The organism is Streptomyces sp. NPDC101227 (assembly GCF_044767545.1).
GTDB lineage: Bacteria > Actinomycetota > Actinomycetes > Streptomycetales > Streptomycetaceae > Streptomyces.
This window is the reverse complement of record NZ_JBIWOD010000013.1, coordinates 27,477-45,128: the sequence shown is the minus strand read 5'-3', so window position 1 is coordinate 45,128 and position 17,652 is coordinate 27,477. Positions and strand designations below refer to the sequence as shown.

Below are 17,652 nucleotides of genomic sequence, written 5' to 3'. Positions count from 1 at the left end.
GCCGGTCCGCCGGTCCGCCGGTCGGTCGGGGGTCAGGCGGTGAGGAGCGCCCCCCGCAGCCGCTCCAGTAGCCGCTCGCTCAGGCCCAGCCCGTCCCGCAGATAGGCGTCAAAGGTGCCGAAGCGGGCTGTGACCTCGTCGAAGGCCGTGTTCAGGTACTCGGCCCTGGCGTCCAGGGCAGGCTCGATGCGGGCGGCCCTCTCGGGGGGCTGCTCGGCGAGGGTGGCGGCGTTGCGCGCTGCGAGGTGGTCGTTGGTGGCCAGGTAGTCCCGCATGACCGTGTCGCGGTCCACGCCCAGGGCCGTGAGCAGGGCGGCGCTGGCCCAGCCCGTACGGTCCTTGCCGCCCTCGCAGTGGTAGGCCAGCGGAGAGGAGCCGGGGTCGGCGGCAAGACGGAACAGCGCACGATAGGCGTCGAGCGCAGAGGGCTTGGAGACGAGCCAACGGTAGGAGGCGGCCATCGCCCGCTCGGACGCCTCGGCCGAGGCGGGCGCTTCGGACTTGCCGCGGCCGCCGTGGACGTCGGCGACGACGTAGCGCGCGCCCGCGGGCACGCGGTCCGGCTTCTCGGCGCGCTCGTTCGGCCCGCGCAGGTCGAAGTCCGTACGGATACCCAGTCGCTGGAGCCTGGCCAGGTCGGCGTAGGTGAGCGCGTGCAGGGTGCCGGTGCGGTACAGCACGCCCATCTTCACCCACCGGCCGTCGGCGGTGCGATAGCCGCCCGCGTCGCGGAAGTTGGCGGCGCCCGCCAGGTGCAGCGAGCGGTCGGCGACGGTGAGCGGGTCGCCCTGGTCGGGGACGAGGCGGAACCAGCGGCGGTCGGCGACGGGCAGTCCGCGTACGGTGACGGCGTCCTCGGCCCCGCCGTGCGCCACGGCCTTGTCGCCGGCGTAGACGGTCACCGAACCGACGCCGGGCGCCTTCCAGGACACGTCGAACGAGCCGTCCTTGTGCCGGGTCACCGTGGCGTCGGTGAACGGAATCCCGTGCGCGGCGAGCGGTGCCCGCGGCGTGTGCCGGCCCGCTCCGACGGGCGCGCCGAGGGGTTCGGCCGAGGCGAGGGGCGCGGTGACCCCCACTGCCGATACGGCGGCCATGAACGACACGGCGATGCGGCGGGCGGTCAGCACCGCCGCCGGGGAAGGGGAGTTCATGGCGGGAGCATACGGCCGGAAATGGCACGAAATTACCTAGAGTTGACGAGGGAGGCGCGCCAGGCCGGAAGGCACAGAGCCGGGTCGGGCCGCCGTGCCGTACGGGGACAGATGGTCGGATTCCGGCCGGTCAACGGCGCCGTGTCTCTGGCATTTCCCCCAGTCTTTCCCGGTCAGGCTGGTGGCGCGCGGCGGTTCGGGCCGAGGGAAGCCGAGGGAAGAGGCCCGCAATCCCCACCGGGACAGCGCCGTGGAACAGCCCTGCGGGGAAGAAATCTGTCGGCGAAGGTCGGGTACCACCAGCATGTTCGAGAATCAGCAGAACCAGCATCTGACACGTCGCCGGCTGCTCGGACTGGCCGCCCTCGGCGGTGCCGCCGTCGCCGGAATGACCACGATTTCCGCCGCCCCGCGCGCCGCGGCCGCCGACAAGCGCAGTCCGCAGGCCGGCAGTGGCTCGTTCGTACCAGCCGTGGTGATCGGTACGGGATACGGCGCCGCGGTCTCCGCGCTGCGGCTCGGCGAGGCCGGAATTCCCACGCTGATGCTCGAAATGGGCCAGCTGTGGAACAAGCCCGCCGACGACGGCAACGTCTTCTGCGGAATGCTCGAGCCGGACCGCCGCTCCAGCTGGTTCAAGTCCCGCACCGAGGCCCCGCTCGGCTCGTTCCTGTGGCTGGACGTGATCAACCGGGACATCGAGCCGTACGCGGGCGTGCTGGACAGGGTCCACTTCGACCAGATGTCGGTGTACGTGGGGCGGGGGGTGGGCGGCGGTTCGCTGGTCAACGGCGGCATGGCCGTCGTGCCGAAGCGCTCGTACTTCGAGGAGGTCCTCCCGCGGGTGGACGCCGCCGAGATGTACGACCGGTACTTCCCGCGCGCCAACTCCATGCTCAAGGTGAACCACATCGACAAGGGCTGGTTCGAGGAGGCGGAGTGGTACGGGTTCGCGCGCGTATCGCGCGAACAGGCGGGCAATGCGGGCCTGCGCACCACCTTCGTCCCCAACGTCTACGACTTCGGGCACATGCGGCGCGAGGCGGCCGGTGAGGCACCCAAGTCCGCGCTGGCGGGCGAGGTCATCTACGGCAACAACCACGGCAAACAGAGCCTGGACAAGACCTACTTGGCCACCGCGCTCGGCACCGGCAAGGTCACCATCGAGACCCTGCACCAGGTCAAGGCGATCCGGCAGCAGCCCGACGGCAGCTATGTGCTCTCCGTGGAGCAGCACGACGCGGGCGGCAAGCTCGTCGCGCACAAGGAGATCGCCTGCCGTCACCTGTTCCTCGGCGCCGGCAGCCTCGGCTCGACGGAGCTGCTGGTACGGGCCCGCGACACCGGCGCGCTGCCCGACCTCAACACCGAGGTCGGCGCGGGCTGGGGCCCCAACGGCAACATCATGACCGGCCGGGCCAACCACGTCTGGAACCCCACCGGGGCCCACCAGTCCTCGATCCCCGCCCTGGGCATCGATGACTGGGACAACCCCGCCGCCCCCGTCTTCGCCGAAATCGCCCCGATGCCTGCCGGGTTGGAGACCTGGGTCAGCCTCTATCTGGCGATCACCAAGAACCCCGAGCGCGGCACCTTCGTCTACGACAAGGCCACCGACCGCGCGGCGCTGCGCTGGACCCGGGACCAGAACACGCCCGCGGTCAACGCCGCGAAGTCGCTCTTCGACCGGATCAACAAGGCCAACGCGACGACGTACCGCTACGACCTGTTCGGTCCGCAACTGAAGAACTTCTCCGACGACTTCAGCTACCACCCGCTCGGCGGCTGCGTCCTGGGCAAGGCCACCGACCTCTACGGACGTGTGGCCGGCTACCGGAACCTCTACGTCACCGACGGCGCGCTGATCCCGGGCTCCATCGGCGTCAATCCCTTTGTCACCATCACGGCCCTGGCCGAGCGCAATATCGAGCGGATCATCGCGGAGGACGTCAAGTCCGCGAAGTAGTGCTCCAGTGACGGCTCGCTGTTTCCGCCGCTTCGTTCCTGCCTCGAATGTCATCGCACGGGTTCTAAGGATTTTCCGGTGGATGGCGTGAGATCAATGGAGGGGTGCGGCAAGTCGACCCGCACAGGGTGTGTTTGCCGAACCCCGTCCGTCCTCGCTGAAAGGGAATCCATGGACTCCGCCCGACGGCCGATCCTCTTCGTCAGTCTTCCGGAAAGCGGGCTGGCTAATCCGCTGCTCGTACTCGCCGAGGAACTCTCCCGCCAGAATGTGCCGGATCTCTGGTTCGCCACCGATGAGCCGCGGCGCGAGGATGTGAAGAGGATTTCGGTGGGGTCTCCGGTGGAGTTCGGCTCGCTGGGGGAGGTCGTTTCCGAACTGTCGGCGGTGACCTGGGGCGATGAGGTCTATCGGGAGATCACCCAGTCGTCGCGGTTCAAGGCGCATCGCGCGGTGATCAAGCAGTCGTTCGTGCCCGCTGCGCAGCAGGCGAAGTTCCAGAAGCTCGCGGCCATTGTCGACGAGGTTCGGCCGGCGTTGATGGTTATCGACTGCATCAGCGGGTTTGCGATTGAGCTGGCCATTGCGCGGAGGATTCCGTTCGTGCTGAGCGTGCCGTTCTCGCCGAGCAACGTACTGACGGCGTTCACGCCGTTCGGGAAGCGGTATGTGCCGTGGGACTTCCCGGTACCGCACACCGGACTGCCGCGTCGGATGACGCCGACGCAGCAGGTCATGAACCAGTTGTTCAAATGGCGGACCCTGGCGCTGTTCCTTTCGCCGACGATGAGAAAGGTGGTGGCGGAGGACACGCGGCGGCGTAAGGCGCTCGGGCTGGGGCTGATGAGCCCGATGGCGCGGATCGATAGGGCCGAGCTGGTGCTGTGCAACTCGATTGCCCAGTTGGATTATCCCCTTGAGATTCCGGAGAAGATGCGGCTGGTCGGTGCGATGGTGCCGCCGCTGCCGGAGGCACCGGACGACGAGGAGCTGTCGGCCTGGCTGGATGCCCAGTCGTCGGTGGTCTATGCGGGATTCGGGACGATCACCCGGCTGACGCGGGATCAGGTCGGTTCGATGGTGGAGGTGGCCCGGCGCCTCGAAGGACGGCATCAGGTGTTGTGGAAGCTGCCTTCGGAGCAGCAACAGCTACTGCCGCCGAAGGAGTCGCTGCCGGGAAATCTGCGGATCGAGAGCTGGGTTCCTTCACAGCTGGACGTGCTCGCGCACCCGAATGTGAAGGTGTTCTTCACGCACGCCGGTGGCAATGGCTACAACGAGGGTGTGTATTTCGGAAAGCCGCTGGTGGTGCGGCCGTTGTGGGTGGACTGCTACGACCAGGCCGTGCGCGGCAGGGATTTCGGGATCAGCCTGACGCTCGATCGGCCGCGGACCATCGATGTCGACGATGTGGTCGACAAGCTGAACCGGGTGCTGGAGACCTCCTCTTTCCATGAGAGGGCGGAGCGGCTCGGTGCTCTCCAGCGGGCGGCGGGCGGGCGTGAGGCCGCTGCCGAGCTGATTCTCGGACTGCCGGCTCTGGCAAAGGCGTAGTGGCGGGAGAGTTCGTGAGTACGTATGAGACAGGCGAACGTTTGAGAAGGACGAGGTAGCCGATGCCGATCAAATATCCCGTATCCCGGCCCGCGCTGGGCGGAAAAGAGCTGGAGTATCTGACCGCCACCGTCGAGGACGGCTGGATATCGTCGCAGGGCCCGATGGTCCAGCGATTTGAGCGGGCCTTCGCGGATTACAACCGGGTCGCACACGGAGTGGCCTGTTCGTCCGGGACGGCCGCGCTGACCTTGGCGCTTCGGGCTCTGGGAGTCGGACCGGGGGACGAGGTGATCGTTCCCGAGTTCACGATGGTGGCCACCGCGTGGGCGGTCACGTACACCGGTGCGACCCCGGTGTTCGTCGACTGCGGGGACGACCTCAACATTGACGTCTCCCGTATCGAAGAGAAGATCACGTCGCGGACGAAGGTCATCATGCCCGTCCATATCTACGGGCGGCGTTGCGATATGGACGCGATCATGGATATCGCGTTCCAGTACAACCTGAAGGTCGTGGAGGACAGCGCCGAGGCCCATGGCGTCCGGCCGGTGGGGGACATCGCCTGTTATTCGCTGTTCGCCAACAAGATCATTACGGCGGGCGAGGGAGGCATCTGTCTCACCGATGACCCCAAGCTGGCAGAGCAGATGGCGCACCTTCGGGCCATGGCCTTCACCAAGGATCACAGCTTCCTGCACAAGAAGGTGGCGTACAACTACCGCATGACGGCCATGCAGGCCGCCGTCGCGCTGGCGCAGACCGAGCGGATCGACGAGATTCTCGAAACGCGCCGCCGGATCGAGAAGCGCTACGACGAGGGGCTGGCCGACGTCCCCGGCATCACGCTGATGCCGCCGAGGGATGTGCTGTGGATGTACGACCTCCGGGCCGAGCGCCGGGCGGAGCTGCAGGCGTTCCTGGCCGGGCATTCCGTCGAGACCCGGCTCTTCTTCAAACCGATGAGCCGGCAGCCCATGTATTTCCACCCCGACTGGCCCTCGCTCAAGGCCAGTGAATTCGCCGAGGACGGGCTGTATCTCCCCACGCACAGCGATCTGACCGCAGCCGACCAGGACTTCATCATCGGCAGAATCCGCGCATTCTGCGGTGCCGGCTGAGCGGCGCCGTCCGAGAGAGGAAATCCCCGCATGACGCAATCGGACCCGATGGTGGTCGACTTCCCCGTACGCAAACCCGGCGTGCCCTTCCCGCCGCCCGAATACGCCGACTACCGCGACCACGAGGGACCGGTCCTTTCCCGGCTGCCCAACGGCGCCCGTGCATGGCTGGTCACCCGGTACGAGGACGTACGCGCCGTGCTGACCGACCGGAGGATCAGCTCCAATCCCGCGCACAAGGGATTCCCCAACGTCGGGACGGTGGGCGTACCCACGCAGGAGCAGATCCCGGGCTGGTTCGTGGGACTGGACTCGCCCGAGCACGACCGGTTCCGCAAGGCCCTCATCCCCGAATTCACCGTCCGGCGCATCCGGGGGCTGCGCCCGGCGATCGAGCGCACGGTCGAGGAGCGCCTCGACGCCATGCTGACCGCGGGAAACTCCGCCGACCTCGTCGCGGACTACGCGCTGCCCGTTCCCTCCCTGGTGATCTCGTCGCTGCTCGGTGTGCCGCCCTCCGACCGCGACTTCTTCGAGTCCAGGACCCGTACCCTGGTCTCCCTCCGGGCCTCGACCGACGAGCAGCGCGAGGCCGCCGTCAAGGAGCTGCTGCGCTACATCAAGCGCCTCGTGGACATCAAGGTGAAATGGCCCGGCGACGACCTCATCAGCCGGCTACTGGCCGCCGGGTCGATCGCTCCGCACGAGCTGTCGGGCGTGCTGATGCTCCTGCTCATCGCCGGCCACGAGACCACGGCCAACAACATCGCGCTCGGCGTGGTCACGCTCCTGATGAACCCTCAGTGGATCGGTGACGACCGGGCCGTGGAGGAGACGCTGCGCTTCCACTCGGTCGCCGACATCGTGTCCCTGCGGGTGGCCGTCGAGGACGTGGAAATAGCCGGGCAGCTCATCAAGGCGGGGGAGGGCATCGTGCCCCTCGTCGCCGCGGCCAACCACGACACGAGCGCCTTCGAGTGCCCCCACATGTTCGACCCCTCCAGGAGCGCCCGCCACCACGTCGCCTTCGGCTACGGAATCCATCAGTGCCTGGGCCAGAACCTGGTGCGCGCCGAGATGGAGATCGCCTACCGGAAGCTCTTCGAGCGCATCCCCGACATCCGGCTCGACGTCCCCGCCGACGGTTTGAGCATCAAGTACGACGGCGTGCTCTACGGCCTGGAGCGGCTCCCCGTTCGCTGGTAGGCCCAGCTTCCCGCCCCGGAAAGCCCCGCTCCGCCCGGCGTGCCACCGCCGCCCGGCGGGCCACCATTCCCCGCAGGAGAGAACATCGGCATGCGTATCACCATCGACGTGGAGCGCTGCGTGGGCGCCGGCCAGTGCGCGCTGACCGCACCACAGCTCTTCGACCAGGACGACGACGGAATCGTCACCCAGCTCGCCGAGCCAGGCGCCGACGAAGAGGCCACGGCCCGGATCGCGGGTGCCCTGTGCCCGTCCGGGGCGATCACCGTGCACGAGGGCTGACGCCCGACCCGGACGCTCCACCCACCGGGTTCCCCGCAACCGACGAAACCGCTCGACATCCGGGAGTGATGGTGCCCGTCCACACAGATGACTATCTGCTCGACCTGCCCGCCGGCGCGGCCGAAGCACTGGGAGGCTTCACGCTCCCCGACGTGTTCGCATCCGCTGCGACATCCGCCCCCGACGCGGTGGCCCTCGTCGACGGGGACCGCTCGTGGACGTGGGCGCGGTGGCGGGCGGACGTCGATGCGCTGGCCCGGGGCCTGCAGGAGTCGGGGGTCGCGCCCGGCGACGTCGTCGCGGCGCGGCTGCCGAACTGCTGGGAGTTCGCGACCCTGCACCTGGCCGTCGCGGCCGTCGGAGCGGTCCTGCTGCCCGTCCACCAGGGCACCGCGAGCGGCGACGTCCGCGCGCTGCTGGCCCGCGCCGAACCCGTCCTCCTCGTCCTGCCGGAATCCCCGGGCGGGGACCAGGCGATGGCCCGCTCGCTTCTGGAGAACGTGCCGTCGCTGCGCCGTGTGCTGCTGGCGGGAGCGTCGGACACGCAGCGCGAGGAGCCGGGGGTCGGGTCACTGGACGGGCTGCTGGCAGCCTGGGCGGGCAGCGGACCCCGGCCGGTGGACGTCACCCCCGACATGCCGCTCGTCCTGATCCCCTCGTCCGGGACGACCTCGGCGCGGCCCAAGCTGTGTGTGCACAGCCACGACGGCCTGCTGTCGAACACCGAGGCCGTCACCGCCGAGGCCGCCGGCACCTTTGACGGTACGGTCCTCACCGCCTGCCCGATGAGCCATCTGTTCGGCCTGCAGGGCATGCACGCGGCGTTGTTCGCCGCCTGCGGGCAGGTCCTGCTCACCGGCTGGGACACGGACCGCTTCCTGGAGCTGGCACGGGAGCACGACCCCCGCGTCGTCTTCGCCGTGCCCACCCAACTGCGGGACGTCGTCGAGCGGCTGGCCAGGACGGACGAGCCGGCGGGCTTCGCGCCGCACCAGGTGCGTACGGCGGGGGCGGCCATCGCGCCCGCCCTCACCGCACAGGTACGCGCCGCCCTCGACTGCGACCTGATCGTGGTGTGGGGCATGTCCGAGATCGGCACCGGCACCCGCACCCGGGCCGGCGACCCCGGAGACAGCGTGGGGGAGCCGGTCAGCGGAGTGGAGCTACGGGTCGTCGACGAGCACGGGGTGTGCGCGGCGGGCCGGACGGGCGAACTCCAGTACCGGGGTCCGGGGCTGTTCCGCGGGTATTTCCGCGAGCCGGAGCTGACGCGCTCGGCCCTCACCGAGGACGGCTGGCTGCGGACCGGCGATCTCGCGGCCGTCGGCCCGGACGGCGTGGTGGTGCTGCACGGCCGGGCGGCCGAGCTGATCAATACGGGAGGACGGAAGTTCGCCGCGACCGAGGTCGAGGGGCTGCTCGCCGACCTCACGGGCCTCGGACCGCTGGCCGTGGCAGGCGCGCCGGACGACCGGCTCGGGGAGTACCCGTGCCTGGTCGTCACCGACCACGCGGACCGCACGATCGGCCTGAGCGAGGTGACCGCGTTCCTGCACCGGCGGGGGCTCGCCGACCACAAGATCCCCCTCGAACTGGTCACCGTGCGCGAGCTTCCGCGCTCTCCCGCCGGGAAGCTCGACCGCCGGGCACTCAAGCAGCGGCTCGCCGGCCTCGAGGCGGTGCCCGTCACGGCCCGTCTCGGCTCGGTCCCGCCGTACACGGTCGAGGAGGCGCTGGAACTCGTACGCGACTGCGTCGGCCGGGTGCTCCGCAACGGCGGCACCACCGCCCCTTCGTCGCCCTCCTCCCCTTCCTCCTCTTCCTCATCTTTCTCCTCCGACACGGACTTCCGCGGGCTCGGGCTCGACTCCATCCGCGCGGTGCGGCTGCGGAACCTGCTGCGTGAGGAGACCGGGCTGCCGCTCCCGGTCACGCTGACCTTCGACTTCCCCACCCCGCGGGCCGTCGCGCACGTACTGGCCGAGCAGGACGAGCCGGCCTCGGAGGAGCCGCGGGAGACCCCGGCGGACGGTGCCGACCCGGTGGCGATCATCGGCATGGCCTGCCGGCTGCCGGGCGGCGCCGACTCCCCGGACGCCCTGTGGGACCTGCTCGCCAACGGGACCGACGCGATGTCCGGCTTCCCGGAGGACCGCGGCTGGGACCTCGACCGGCTCTTCGACGAGAACCCTGACCGTCCGGGCACCTCCTACGCGCGCGAAGGCGGCTTCCTGCACGACGCGGGCGACTTCGACGCGGGCTTCTTCGGCCTGTCCGACCAGGAGGCGACGGCGACCGATCCCCAGCAGCGACTGCTCCTGGAAGCGGCCTGGGAGACCTTCGAGCGGGCAGGCCTCGACCCGATGTCCCTGAAGGGAACCCGTACGGGCGTGTTCACGGGCGCGATGGACCGGGGCTACGCCGCCAACGCGTCCGCCGCGCCCCAGGCATGGGAGAGCATGCTCATCACCGGGGCCGCAGGCAGCGCGGTCTCGGGGCGCATCGCGTACACCTACGGGCTCGAAGGCCCCGCCCTGACGGTCGACACCGCCTCCTCGTCCTCCCTCGTCGCGCTGCATCTGGCCTGCCGGTCCCTGCGGTCGGGCGAGAGCGACCTGGCGCTGGCCGGCGGCGTCACCGTCATGGCCACCCCGGCTCCCTTCGCGCAGTTCTCCCGGCTGCGCGCGCTGTCACCCGACTCCCGCTCCATGGCCTACGCGGACGCCGCGAACGGCTCCGCGTGGTCGGAGGGCGCCGGGCTGCTGCTGCTCGAGCGACTGAGCGACGCCCGGCGCAAGGGACACCGTGTCCTCGCGCTCGTACGGGGCTCCGCCGTGAATCAGGACGGCGCCTCCAACGGACTCACCGCGCCGAGCGGGCCGGCCCAGCAGCGGGTCATCCGCCAGGCCCTGGCCGACGCCGGGCTGACGCCGCAGGAGGTCGACGCCGTCGAAGGGCACGGCACCGGCACTCCGCTCGGCGATCCCATCGAGGCCGGCGCGCTGCTGGCGACGTACGGCCAGGACCGGCCCGAGGGGCGGCAGTTGTGGCTCGGGTCGGTCAAGTCGAACATCGGGCACACACAGGCCGCAGCCGGGGTCGCCGGGGTCATCAAGACGGTGCTCGCGCTGCGCCACGGAATCCTGCCGCGGACGCTGCACGTGGACGCTCCCTCGGCCAAGGTGGACTGGTCCGCCGGATCGGTACGGCTGCTGACCGAGGCCCGGCCCTGGCCGAGGCAGAGCGGACGCACGCGACGTGCAGGGGTGTCGTCCTTCGGGCTCACCGGCACCAACGCCCACGTGATCCTGGAGGAGGCGCCGGGCGAGGAAAGGGAAGCGGAAGGTCCGGCGAGCGAGGCCCCGGAGGAGACGCGACGCGTGTCCGGGACGGCGCGGAATCCGGAGCCTGCCGATGCCACGAGCGCGCCGTGGGTGCTGTCCGCCCGGAGCCGGGCGGCGCTGCGCGCGCAGGCGCGGCGCCTGGCCGAGCAGGTGTCCGCCGACCCCGGCCTGCGTGCCCAGGACGTCGCCCATTCCCTGGCCACCACCCGTACCCTGCACCGGTACCGTGCCGTCGTCAGCGCCCCCGACCGCGCACAACTGCTCTCCACCACGGCGGAGTTCGGACGCGGTGAGCGGACCGCCGGCGTCACGCCGCACGAATCCGCGCCGGGCGGCCTGGCCTTCGTCTTCTCCGGGCAGGGCAGCCAGCGCAACGGCATGGGGCGTGCGGCGGCCGAGGCGTTCCCCGTCTTCGGGCAGGCGCTGCGCGAGGTGTGCGCCGCGCTGGATCCGCTGCTGGCGCGGCCGCTGACCTCGGTGATGTGGGCGGCCCCCGGCTCCGAGGAGGCGGCCCTCCTCGACGACACCACCTACACACAGCCCGCGGTGTTCGCCGTCCAGGTCGCCCTGTACCGGCTGTTCGAGTCCTGGGGCCTGGCCCCCGACCACCTGGTGGGGCACTCGATCGGCGAGATCTCCGCCGCCCATGTGGCGGGCGTGCTCGGCCTCCGGGACGCGTGCACCCTGGTGGCGACCCGGAGCAGGCTGATGGGCGCGCTGCGGCCCGGCGGCGCGATGCTGGCGGTGCGCATCACGGAGGCAGAAGTGGCCCCGTGGCTGGCGGAGCGGACGGACGCGGTGTCGGTCGCCGCCGTGAACGGCCCGCACTCTCTCGTACTCGCGGGCGCCGAGTCCCCGCTCGCCGCGCTCGCGGACGAGCTGGCCGCCGCCGGTCACAAGACCCGGCGGATCGCGATGAGCGTCGCGGCCCACTCGCCGCTGATGGACCCCATGCTGGAGGAGTTCCGCGCGGTCGTCCGTACGCTGTCCTACGCCGCGCCCGCCGTCCCGATCCTGTCGACCGTCACCGGCCGCCCCTTGACCGGCGAGGACGCGCGCGACCCGGACCACTGGGTGCGGCACGTGCGGCAGTCCGTACGCTTCAAGGACGCGATCGGCCGCCTCCGGGACCAGCGCGTCACCGGTTTCCTGGAACTGGGTGCCGAACCGGCACTCACGCCGATGATCGACGAGTGCCTGGAGTCGGCCGACCCACCGCTCGGGACCGCCGTGGTCCCGAGTCTGCGCGCCGGAGTAGCGGAGCGGCAGGCCCTGCTCACCGCGGCCGCCCAGATGCATGCCCATGGCGCCCCCGTCGACTGGGACGCGGTGCTTCCCGGGGCCCGGCCCGTCGCCCTGCCGACGTACGCGTTCCAGCGTCGGCGGTTCTGGCTGGCGTCGGCTCCGGCGGGTCCGGCTGCCGACGGGGGATCCGCGGGCAACGCGGTTGCCGCGGGCACGGTGACGGCCGGTGAAGAGCCGCCGGGGCTGGAAGCCCGCCTGTCCGGCCTCGATGACCACGAACAGGACGCGCACGTACTGGCCCTGGTCCTTGCGGAGACCTCGGCCGTGCTGGGCGGTCAGGCCCCGCACGACGACGGGGGCAACCGCCCGTTCAAGGAGATGGGCATCAACTCGTTGAACGCCGTCGAACTGCGCAACCGCCTCATCGCGGCCACGGACCTACGGCTGCCCGCCACGCTCGTGTACGACCACCCCACGCCGAACGCCGTCGTCCGCCTCGTACGGGAACGACTCGCACGGCCGGCCACCCCCGCACGCGATGTGGCCTCCGTCGTGGCCGAGTTGGAATCCCTGCTCACGGCCGGCGCGGAGGTTTCGGAGGAGACGGCGGCACGGCTGAAGGCGGTGACGGCGGAGGGAGCCGTCGCCACGGTCACCGGCCCCGGCGGGACTCTCGACCTGACATCGGCCAGCGACGAGGAACTGTTCCGGCTGATGGACGCGGAGAGCTGACGACGGGTGCCCGGGTACGCTCCCGGCGCCCGCACCGGTGCCCCGTCGATACACGCACCGTGCCCGCCGGCGATTTCACCGGAATTTGATCGGCCATGGTTAGCGTCAGCGCCGTCCGAGGGTTCCCGCTGCAGTGCGCCACGCATTGCGACCCACCACTACAGAGGAAGGACGCTCAACTTCATGAGCAACACGTCCCGCATTGAGACCCGTGAGATAGCTGACGACGACCTCGACAGCGTCGCGGGTGGTCTCTCCGTCAGTGGCTCCGTGGACGGCCTGACCGCCACGTTCGCCCCGGGCCCCAATGGCATCCCGATCCTGACCGGCGGCTCCGTGAAGTCCGTCAGCCTCACGGTCTCCGACATCCCCCTGGGCCCGATCCACGGCTGAGACACAGCTGTAGCACGGTGCTCATCCACCGGGCCGCGGCACCACCCCCGGCCGTCCTGGGGTAATTCAGGGTCCTGTGTGACGTCGGCCTTCAAGACCAGGTTGTGGTCGTGGAGGCCGACATTGCCGTATGCGGCGGCTGACGATGCCGGTGCGGTGAAGGGGAGCCCGGCGATACGGGGACGCGATTGCGCTGCGCATCGCGCGGCAGTCGCCGACGAGTCGTGGCATCACCATGACCTGGCGCATGGCTTCTGCACCTGCTCCTCCTTCGAGCAGTGCCTGCACGGCGTGGTGCGCGCGCGGCGCCTGGGGACCGCCCTGGCCTTCGACGGGGGAGAGGCTCTCGCCGAAGGCCTTCGGCAGGGGTCAGGACGGTGACCTGGTACCCAGTCCGTGGCAGGTGCTGACCATGGCCATGCCGCTGGAGGCGCGTTCCTGCAGCACGTTGTTGAAGCTCTCCTCGTCGCCGGAGCGGTAGGCATTGAGGGCCTGGGTGGCGCCGGTCAGGTCCTTCTGGAGCCCAGCTTTGACCGCCGGTTTTTTCGCCTTGGCGATGTTTGCCCTATCCAGATCCTGTATCTCCCGGAGCAGGTCCTCGATCGGTGCCTGGCCGTTGCCGTAGCGGTTGGACGTGACGATCCTGTCCCACTTCTTCATGATCTCGGACTGGTTCTCGCAACCGGCCTCGGTGGTGATGCCGCCGCTGCCGCCAGGTGAGGATCCCGTCTCGTCACCCCCTCCGGCCCGGTCCGGGGCTGAGGAGCTCGATGGGGTGTGGCTCGCGCCGGTGTCGGGAGCGTCGCCGTTGCCGCTTGCCGTGATGGCGATGATGCCCCCGATGACGGCCGCGACGGCGACAGCGGCGCCCGCGATGGCGAGCGCGCGAGGGCGGGGAGGGCGGCGCGGGGTCGGCTCCGGCGGCGGGGAGAGCGGGAGGGTGGGTGCCGCTGGGGGGACGGGGCGAGTGGGTGCTTCGGAGGCCGCCGGAGAAATCGGTGGCTCCTGGGGCTCCTCGGACCGCCCGGAATCCGCCGCCTCGCCCCGCTCAGCGGGTTCCCCGGGGCGCTCCCGAGGAGACGGGGCCCCGTCGATCAAGGCCCGGGCCTGCGGCACGGTTGGCCGCTTGGAGGGGTTCTTGTCCAGCAGCCGCGTGATCAACGGCTCCAGGCGGCCCGCGCGTTGAGGGGCGGGCGCCTGTCCGAGTACCACGGCGGTCAGGGTCTCTGTGGGGGTGTCACGGTGGAACGGGGACACCCCCTCCAGCGCCTGGTACAGCGTCACCCCCAGGGAGTACAGGTCTCCCGCGCCACCTGAGTCCACGCCGTCGAACCGCTCCGGCGCCATGTATTCCAGCGAGCCGATCAGCCCTCCGGTCGTGGTGACGGCCGTATCGCCCTTGTGGACGGCGATACCGAAGTCGGCGAGCAGGGCCCGGCCGTCGCGGGTGAGCATCACATTGGTCGGCTTCACATCCCTGTGGACGATTCCCGCCTTGTGTGCGGCCCCGAGGCCTTCCAGCAGTTCGCCGGCGATCCGCGCGACGTCCGCCACCGGCATCGGCCCGTTCTCGGCGAGTCTGTCGGCCAGGTTGGCGCCTTCGACGAGTTCCATGACGATCCACGGCGCTCCCTCCTCGATGACCACGTCATGGACGGCGACGACATGGGGGTGGGAACGCAGCTTGGCGGCGTTGCGGGCCTCCCGCTCCGCACGTACCAGTCGTTGCGCGTGCTCCGTCTCGGACGCCGCCGGGGGGAGCCAGACTTCCTTGACGGCGACATCGACCTCGAGGGTCTGGTCATGGGCCCTCCAGACACGGCCGAACCCTCCGCCGCCCAGGGCCTCCTCCAGGCGGTAGCGCCCGCCGACCAAGCGGCCCGGTCGTGTCTGCTCGGCCACTGCTCCCCCTATTTGTGTGTGATGTTCTTCAACTGCTCTTGTTCATAGGCGAATTGGCTTCTGTGGACTACCCGTTTCCGGGTGACCCCGCACGTCCCTTCCCACCCCACGGGCACACGCACCACTATGACGTACGGCACTCGCCCTCGCGGGCAGACCAGCGGAAGACGCCCGCGATGCGGAGGTGCCGGGCCAGGAGACGGACCTCGCCGCGATCGAGGACGACGAGACCGGCGGGGCGCTGCAGCTGCTGTGGGACAGCTCGGCGGCGAACACCCGGAACGGCCGCCGCGGCGCGGTGCTGGCCTGGACGAGCTGGTGCGCCGAGCGCGGCTACGACGGGCCGGCGGTCCCGGCCTGGGCGAAGCGCCTGGCCGCGCCGGACTCCGATACCCCGGTGCGCTCGCAGATGGCGATCGACCGGCCGATCGCCCGCCGCGACGTCCACCTCCGCGAGAAGACCTGGACCTGGCCGACCGCCGCTGCCCGGTGAAGGCCACGGGCGCCCAGCCGAAGGTGCGCCGCCGCGGCGCCTCCCGCGCCGACTATGTGCTGGAGGGGATGTTCACACCACCGCCCCGGCCCCGGCAAGGTGCTCTCCGCCCGGGACGTCTGCCCGGACACCGGCCTGGCCCGGCTCTCGTACGGCCAGGCCTGCGCGCTGCTCGACCGGCACACTGCGCCGGCCGGGCCGGGCAGCGGCTGGGACCGGTCTACTTCGTCGGCGCGTCGAGCTGATGGGGCGCGGCGCCTGCGCGCCGCTCGCTCAGGTCCGGGATGTGGTGGTGCGGGGCGCCCGGGGCCTGCGCGAGTCCGGTGGCCCACAGCTGGTCGACACGCGAGCGCTCGGTGGCGTTCGGGTAGCGGCTGGTGCAGGACGGGCCGGCGCCGCCGCCCGACATCAGCTCGCTGCACGGCCCGCTGTAGTCGTCCAGCAGGCCCAGCACGTGCCCGGTCTCGTGGGTGGCGACGCGGACCGAGTCGTTCTGCCGGGTCTGGGTGTAGTCGAGGAAGACGGAGCCGTCTCCGTGGCCGTTGGTGGTGGTGTAGGACCCGCGCCGGTAGTTGCCCTCGTAGTAGGAGAAGTCGGCACCGCTCGACGCCGGCTGGAGCTTGACGTTGGACTCGGAGCTGTTCCAGATCGAGGCCGCGCTCGATATCTGCGAACGGAAGCTCGGTGCCTGGGAGGCGTTGTAGTAGATGGTCACCGCCTGCGCGTTGGGCTGCGCGGCACGCTTCTCGGCGACCGACTCGCGCACGGCCTCGAAGAACGCCTTGTTGTTCGCGGCCTCCTCAACCGACCCGGCGTACCGCGCCACGGAGGTACCGGCGGCACCGGACGGGGTGGCGGCCGCCTGGGCGCTCGCCGGGACCGCCGCGCACAGCGCGCTGGAGGCCAGACCCAGGCCGAGAGTGAGGGCGAGGAGTCTCGCGGACCTTCGGGACGACTTCATGTGGGGCTCCTACTCACTCGATGACGCCGAGCGCCTGGTGGGCGGTCGACTCTGCGTGAACACCGGTTCCGAACTGTGGCGACGTCCTGTGGGTCGCCATTCTTAGAACGGCTCGACAGGGGAGCGCAAAGGGTCCCGCCACTACGTTGCCTCGTAGGTCTCGGGACCTCGCCAGGGCCGTGCGCGGGTCTCTGGTGCGCACTTGGCGGCAGTCCGGGAAGCTGTCGCGGCGTCAGAAGCCTTACGCCACGGGGCAGTCTGCGTGCGGGCCGGCCGGGCGGAATCTCGGGGCGCGCGGCGGGGTCCACATCCGGGGCAAAATGGACAAATCCCTAGATGTCTGCCATGTAGTGTCTACTAAGCGTGCCGGTTGGTTGCCGGAGTGCTGTGACCGACGTCATAGAACATGCGCTTCTGTTCCTTTTTTGCGCTACGCCCTGCTCAGGCTCGCTCCCAGGGAGTCACCCTTGACGCTGGACGACACCCCGCACCGCTGAGCCGCCGCCGCTCAGTCCTGAGCAGGGTGGAGGCCGGGCCCGCCGCGCGAACCGGCGGGTGGCGTGGGGGAGGGATCGGCGGGTTCTTCTAGGTGCACCGATCCAGCGGGCTGCGCATGGCCTCGATCCGGCCGCGCCGTTTGTCGTTGCTCTTCAACGGTTCACGGCGGTTCACGGCGGTTCACGGCGGTTCACGGCGGTCCACGGCGGTCCACGGCGCGTGCCCGGTGCCCGTGGCCCGGGCGCCAAGATCAATCTCAGCGGCACTTTCTGTACTTTCTGTACCTATCACTGGAACGCCGCGACACACGCCGACGAAGCCGAGGGCGAGCCGGAACGACGGGCCTTTACCCGGCCCGAGCGGGAAGCGTTCTTCGGCCACGCCGACGAGGAAGTGCTGCGCGTTCGCGACAAGGCTCGCAAGGGCTGGCTGCCGGCCTTCCGGGACGCCACCTTGTTCAAGGTCGCGTACGCCTACGGCCTGCGACGCAACGAGACGAGGATGTCGTCACGCGACGGGGCACCACTGGCCACGAACGTCCAGGGCTTCCGCCTCTCTGTCATCCGCTCGGCATCAGCCTTGAACAGCACGGTTATGCCCTGTTCGGCCAGCGCCTCCATGATCGCGACAATGTCCACCGGTGGCCCCTCCAGGTGTGGCTCGAACACACCACGGTGAACCTATCCGTCCGAGGGCTGTCCAAGCTGGAATACGCGACAGGGCTCGGTGGTTCTGTGGAACGCATAGTTTTCCAGGGGGATCAGCTTCAGATCTTCGGTCGCGTACAGCAGCATCCACCGG

Annotated in this window: 12 protein-coding genes; 9 read left to right on the top strand and 3 right to left on the bottom strand. The window is 70.2% G+C overall.

The annotated features are described in order from the left end of the window. Nucleotides 1-32 precede the first annotated feature (32 nt). Nucleotides 33-1,154 carry a tyrosine-protein phosphatase gene (locus ACIRPT_RS27605; RefSeq protein WP_403831769.1) on the bottom strand — a complete coding sequence of 374 codons (1,122 nt, stop codon included), beginning with the start codon at nucleotides 1,152-1,154 and terminating at the stop codon, nucleotides 33-35. A 304-nt stretch (nucleotides 1,155-1,458) separates the two neighbouring features. On the opposite strand from ACIRPT_RS27605, the gene ACIRPT_RS27600 reads away from it, so the two are divergent. The 7 genes from ACIRPT_RS27600 (at nucleotide 1,459) to ACIRPT_RS27570 (ending at nucleotide 12,997) form a co-directional block, all read left to right on the top strand. Next, a complete protein-coding gene (locus tag ACIRPT_RS27600; protein WP_403831767.1) occupies nucleotides 1,459-3,120 on the top strand; it encodes a GMC oxidoreductase in 1,662 nt (553 codons plus the stop codon). 171 nt (nucleotides 3,121-3,291) lie between these two features. Then, a complete protein-coding gene (locus ACIRPT_RS27595; protein ID WP_403831765.1) occupies nucleotides 3,292-4,674 on the top strand; it encodes a glycosyltransferase in 1,383 nt (460 codons plus the stop codon). Nucleotides 4,675-4,736: 62 nt separating this feature from the next. Then, a complete protein-coding gene (locus ACIRPT_RS27590; protein ID WP_403831762.1) occupies nucleotides 4,737-5,795 on the top strand; it encodes a DegT/DnrJ/EryC1/StrS family aminotransferase in 1,059 nt (352 codons plus the stop codon). 30 nt (nucleotides 5,796-5,825) lie between these two features. After that, nucleotides 5,826-7,001, top strand: coding sequence for a cytochrome P450 (locus tag ACIRPT_RS27585; RefSeq protein ID WP_403831759.1), 1,176 nt, complete (start codon nucleotides 5,826-5,828; stop codon nucleotides 6,999-7,001). A 90-nt stretch (nucleotides 7,002-7,091) separates the two neighbouring features. Further along, nucleotides 7,092-7,283 (top strand): ferredoxin, encoded by a 192-nt coding sequence (locus ACIRPT_RS27580; RefSeq protein ID WP_403831757.1) that lies wholly within the window; start codon nucleotides 7,092-7,094, stop codon nucleotides 7,281-7,283. Between the two features lie 68 nt (nucleotides 7,284-7,351). Further along, nucleotides 7,352-12,604, top strand: a complete 5,253-nt coding sequence (locus tag ACIRPT_RS27575; protein WP_403831754.1) for a beta-ketoacyl synthase N-terminal-like domain-containing protein — start codon at nucleotides 7,352-7,354, stop codon at nucleotides 12,602-12,604. Between the two features lie 183 nt (nucleotides 12,605-12,787). Then, entirely contained in the window at nucleotides 12,788-12,997 is a 210-nt protein-coding gene (locus tag ACIRPT_RS27570) for a hypothetical protein (RefSeq protein ID WP_046930081.1), read from the top strand. Between the two features lie 369 nt (nucleotides 12,998-13,366). Here ACIRPT_RS27570 and ACIRPT_RS27565 read toward each other — a convergent pair whose 3' ends face one another. Continuing rightward, a complete protein-coding gene (locus ACIRPT_RS27565; RefSeq protein WP_403831750.1) occupies nucleotides 13,367-14,899 on the bottom strand; it encodes a protein kinase in 1,533 nt (510 codons plus the stop codon). Nucleotides 14,900-15,083: 184 nt separating this feature from the next. On the opposite strand from ACIRPT_RS27565, the gene ACIRPT_RS27560 reads away from it, so the two are divergent. Beyond that, the gene (locus ACIRPT_RS27560) at nucleotides 15,084-15,392 is read left to right on the top strand and encodes a hypothetical protein (RefSeq protein WP_403831747.1); all 309 of its coding nucleotides are present in this window, start codon (nucleotides 15,084-15,086) and stop codon (nucleotides 15,390-15,392) included. Between the two features lie 220 nt (nucleotides 15,393-15,612). Here ACIRPT_RS27560 and snpA read toward each other — a convergent pair whose 3' ends face one another. Continuing rightward, complete coding sequence (gene snpA, locus ACIRPT_RS27555; RefSeq protein WP_403831744.1) at nucleotides 15,613-16,353, bottom strand: snapalysin; 741 nt, start codon at nucleotides 16,351-16,353, stop codon at nucleotides 15,613-15,615. Between the two features lie 717 nt (nucleotides 16,354-17,070). On the opposite strand from snpA, the gene ACIRPT_RS27550 reads away from it, so the two are divergent. Further along, a complete protein-coding gene (locus ACIRPT_RS27550; protein WP_403831742.1) occupies nucleotides 17,071-17,529 on the top strand; it encodes a hypothetical protein in 459 nt (152 codons plus the stop codon). Nucleotides 17,530-17,652 lie beyond the last annotated feature (123 nt).